The 3,842-nt window shown below is 58.3% G+C and carries 5 protein-coding genes and 1 pseudogene; all 6 read left to right on the forward strand.

What is annotated here, in order from left to right; genetic code table 11:
* A pseudogene (locus KBX18_RS11635) lies at positions 1 to 228 on the forward strand (hypothetical protein); the annotation flags it as partial.
* The gene (locus tag KBX18_RS11640; protein WP_255996259.1) at positions 225 to 521 is read left to right on the forward strand and encodes a hypothetical protein; all 297 of its coding nucleotides are present in this window, start codon (positions 225 to 227) and stop codon (positions 519 to 521) included. The pseudogene KBX18_RS11635 and the gene KBX18_RS11640, both read left to right, overlap by 4 nt.
* Positions 522 to 559: 38 nt before the next feature.
* Complete coding sequence (locus KBX18_RS11645; protein WP_255996260.1) at positions 560 to 790, forward strand: hypothetical protein; 231 nt, start codon at positions 560 to 562, stop codon at positions 788 to 790.
* 29 nt (positions 791 to 819) lie between these two features.
* Positions 820 to 1,467 carry a hypothetical protein gene (locus tag KBX18_RS11650; RefSeq protein WP_255996261.1) on the forward strand — a complete coding sequence of 216 codons (648 nt, stop codon included), beginning with the start codon at positions 820 to 822 and terminating at the stop codon, positions 1,465 to 1,467.
* 3 nt (positions 1,468 to 1,470) lie between these two features.
* Positions 1,471 to 2,373: a hypothetical protein gene (locus KBX18_RS11655; protein WP_255996262.1), complete on the forward strand. Its 903-nt coding sequence runs from the start codon at positions 1,471 to 1,473 to the stop codon at positions 2,371 to 2,373.
* Positions 2,370 to 3,842 (forward strand): hypothetical protein (locus tag KBX18_RS11660; protein ID WP_255996263.1); only part of this gene is annotated, 1,473 nt, incomplete at its 3' end. The genes KBX18_RS11655 and KBX18_RS11660, both read left to right, overlap by 4 nt.

Here is a 3,842-nt window from a genome sequence, read left to right on the forward strand (position 1 = left end):
GAGCTGACAACGATCTGGCGCGTGCCCTACGTCGCAGGCCTGCGGACCGCCGACCTCTATGACCTTGCAGTGTGGGAACCGTCGAAGTCCGCCGAAGAAGGCTCCCGCCGCCGAACGCGAAGCAAAAAGCAGCCCGTGACCGAGGAAGTTCCAGAATCGCTCGCGGCCATCGGTCGGAGCATTTTCAACAAGGCATACACCACTTTCAAAGAACAGGAAGAACAATGAGCATCACAGCAATGGCAACCCAGAAGGCGTACATGATCCTGGCCCAAACCCCCGGTCAGAACATCCAACCGCAGGCACCCACGGAGTTTGCCCAGAAATTTGATCGTCTGCTGAATCTGGCCATGTACATCGGCATCGGCGTGGCCATCATTGGCGTGATCGTCGCCGGTGCCTCGATGGTGCTTTCCCGCCAGCAGGGAACTAGCGAAGAAGCCACGTCGATGGGTCTGCGAATTGGCTTTGGCTCGATGATCATCGGCGGTGCCGGTGCGATTGTCGCGGCGATGCTATGACCCGTTGGATGGCGCAGCAGCCCCCAACGAGCACATGGATGCCACCAGATGCAGTGATGTCGGAAGTGTGGTCGTGGCTGAACCTGATGATGTACATCACGCTCGGTCTATCGGTGATCGCGGTGATCGCCTTTGGCACCCTCCTAGCACTGGATAAAGACCGGGGTGAAGTCAGAACGACGTCTCCCTATGTGCGGGGACTAGAGATCGCACTGGGCGTCATGGTGATCTCCGGAGCGAAGCCGCTAGCAACCTGGATGATCTCCTAGCTCGGACAAATTGAAAGGCAATCAAAACGATGATGATGAACCGCTTGGCCCAGGCCATTGCGGCCTTGATGATCGGCGCGACCGCGACGTCGCTCGCGGCATGCTCGTCAGATGACAGATCAGGGGAATCAGAACACAGCGAGGTGGCCGTCGATGTGAAATCAGCGCCGGCAAACACCGTGTGGGTGGAGGGGCCAGCAGGCTTGTCGTATCCCGTCAGCGACACCGCAGGACCGCATGAAAACGGCCCGGTGCCGTCGGGGTTCGAGGCATCGCCCCAAGGGGCGGTCGTAGCAGCAATTACCACCCAGGTATTCCTGTCCGGCGCAGATGACGAATTGTGGCCGGAAGTACCCAAAACGCTTGTCGAACCAGGCGAGGGCCGCAACCAGTGGTCTCAAGCCCGCGCTTTGATGAGTGTCAGCGATGAACGCATTGAAAACCCGCCGAAGTTCCGGGGATTCAAAGTGAACGACTACAGCGACAACGCTGCTGTTGTCTCTCTTGCAGCCGAATACACCAACGGAATGATCGCCACGTTGCCCGTGCAGCTGTCCCGCAACTCCGGGGACTGGCGCGTTGTGCTCCCGAACCAAGAGCAAGCGCCAGATCTGACGGAGATCACCGAAGAAGACCTTGCCGCAGAGTTCACTCTCTTCGGCCCAGAGGAGGCCTAAACCATGACGAAACACACTCGCACCAGAGCAGTCGTTGCTCTCGCCGTAAGCGCAGCGCTCACACTCGCCGGGTGCAGCAAGAACGAAGAAGAACAGCAACAGGCACAAGAAACATCCAGCACAACAACGGCTGCACCCTCAACCCGAAACGAACAAAACAGAGAAGAAGACGTTACCCCGGGTGCACGCATCGGAGTTGACCAGCGCAGCTGGCCAGACCCGTTCGGCATGTTTGACGATTCGGCGCATAGCGAGCCGGGGGAGTGGTCGGTTGATTACCTCTACCAGCGACCAGTATGGACACCGGTGAATTTTGAGGGAGATCTGCCGCCAAAAAGTGAGCTAGTGGACGGCGGCTTCGAGCAATGCGCCGAGGGAAATGTAACGCTGGCCGGAGAGACGCAGCAGCAATACGTCTACGGACGTTACCTTGCAGTGAACAACGAAGCAGGGCCGTCCCGAATGGAAAATGGGGTGCCCGCAGGGTTCGCACATTCGCCCCAAGGCGCGGTGATGCTGGCCCTTAATGCGTCCGCCTATGGCGCACCTGGTGGCGGAGATGAGGTAGGAGATGCAGTTGATGATGCGTGGTGGTCTACCTATGAGCCACTTCAGAAGAAGAAGTCGGCTGCGGCAGACTACGACCGCTCCAGCCGCCGCGTGGATCTAGCACCGCCTGCCGGATTCTATAACGTCGTTGAATGTTCCGAGGACGTTGTGGTCGTAGAAATCGGCATGGACTTCACTGTCTCGGGTGGCGAAGCCATTTCCACGACTATTCCGATCTACTGGAAAGACGGTAAATGGGTACCGGATGTGACCGGGACCGCTGGCACGCGGTTCGACAAAGGCGGGACGTTTGACCCTGAGAACCCCGCACCTTTCAAGGAGGTGCGGTACGAGTGAGTCAACGAGACATGAATTCATGGGTTCACAGAGTTGTGGCGGTTGCGTTCGCGATGGTTGTGCTGATGCTCAGTGCAGCAGTGCCCGCCATGGCCCAGGACGAAAATACAGAAGATAAGAATTGGATGCAACGCGGTCAGGAAGAGTGTGTTGCAGCAACCGACGCCACCGGCATCCTTCAAGACCTGCTGGATGAGGGCACGATCTCGCAGGACGAGTACAACGACGCGGTTGTTTCTGCCACCGGAATGACCATTGGTGTCAAGGATGAGGGCGTTGAAAAGATCAAGGAGAAACACTCCGAGCGGTGGAAGGAAATAGAGAAGGAAATATCCGAGAACCGTGGTTTTTGGCAGCGGAGGGGCGATAATCTCAAAAGCGCTCTCTGCTGGGCAGTCTCGCCAGTAAACGCTGGAATTGAAGCCGTGAACAACTCTCCGTTCTGGGGTGATCCTATTGGCAAGTTTGTGAAGTCGGTGATGGAGGGCAATACCGAAGCGCTGGCGGCCACTATGACGTTCTGGATGAATTTCTCGACAACCAGCGTCGATGTGTCGGCGAACACGCAAGGTGTGAAGAACATCGTCATGGGTGTGTCTGGGTTTGCTCTGATCGCAAGCTTTATCTACGGCGGGTGGAGGATCGCTTCTTCGCGGCGGGTTGGATTGCAGGAGGGGGTGAGTGAACTCAACGACAACATGTTGCGTTGGCTGATTTTCAGTATCGCGGTGCCTGCCATGGTGCCGGGGGCGATGGTGGCCAGCGACGCCCTCGCGGACGCGATCATGGAGCAGTTCGGCAGTACAGAGACACTGATTAATCTCGGTGGTATCGAAGACGAGGTCTATGGTCCGATTCTCACTCTCATTTTGAGTTTTGTCGTACTTGCCGGCTCTCTGGTGCAGATGCTTGCGTTGGTGACTCGCGTGCTTCTTGCCCCCATCGCGGCAGGGCTTACTCCATTGTTCGCTGCTCTATCGTTCTCCAGCGCAGGTCGACAGGGACTTAATCACCTGGTTGCGTTCCTGATCTCGATTATCGCGTTCAAGCCTGTTTCGGCACTGCTGTATTCGGTGGTGCTGTGGAATGTGTCGGGAACCGAGGATATTAGCGGCACACAGGTGATTATTAACGCCTTGATGATCGGTATCGCAGGGTTCTCGGCTCCGGCGCTTGTGCGTGCTGTTGTTCCCGCTGTTGCTCAGGCTGGCGGTGGTGGTGCTGCGCCGATGCTAGGTGGAGCTGCCGGTGCGATGGCCGGTGGTCTGGGTATGGCTGGCGCGGTTCTTCGGGGCAGTGGCTCGGCAGTTGGAGCACTCGGCAAGGCCGGTGCGAGCGGCGCACAAGGTGGTGGAAAGTCACTGGGTAGCAGCAGCGGCGGCGGCGAGAGCGCTGCTGGGTCTGGTGTGAAGGGTCCGGTCGGCCCGCGCGGGGGCGGAGGAGCATCGGCGGACGGTGGTCCACGCGGC

Origin of the sequence: Corynebacterium sp. CCUG 69979 (genome assembly GCF_024454095.1) — a bacterium.
Classification (GTDB): domain Bacteria; phylum Actinomycetota; class Actinomycetes; order Mycobacteriales; family Mycobacteriaceae; genus Corynebacterium; species Corynebacterium genitalium.

Bases quoted from the DNA above. Each gene is read 5' to 3' on its own strand.
- KBX18_RS11640 (WP_255996259.1), top strand. From the start codon at position 225: ATGAGCATCACAGCAATGGCAACCCAGAAGGCGTACATGATCCTGGCC.
- KBX18_RS11645 (WP_255996260.1), top strand. From the start codon at position 560: ATGCCACCAGATGCAGTGATGTCGGAAGTGTGGTCGTGGCTGAACCTG.
- KBX18_RS11650 (WP_255996261.1), top strand. From the start codon at position 820: ATGATGATGAACCGCTTGGCCCAGGCCATTGCGGCCTTGATGATCGGC.
- KBX18_RS11655 (WP_255996262.1), top strand. From the start codon at position 1,471: ATGACGAAACACACTCGCACCAGAGCAGTCGTTGCTCTCGCCGTAAGC.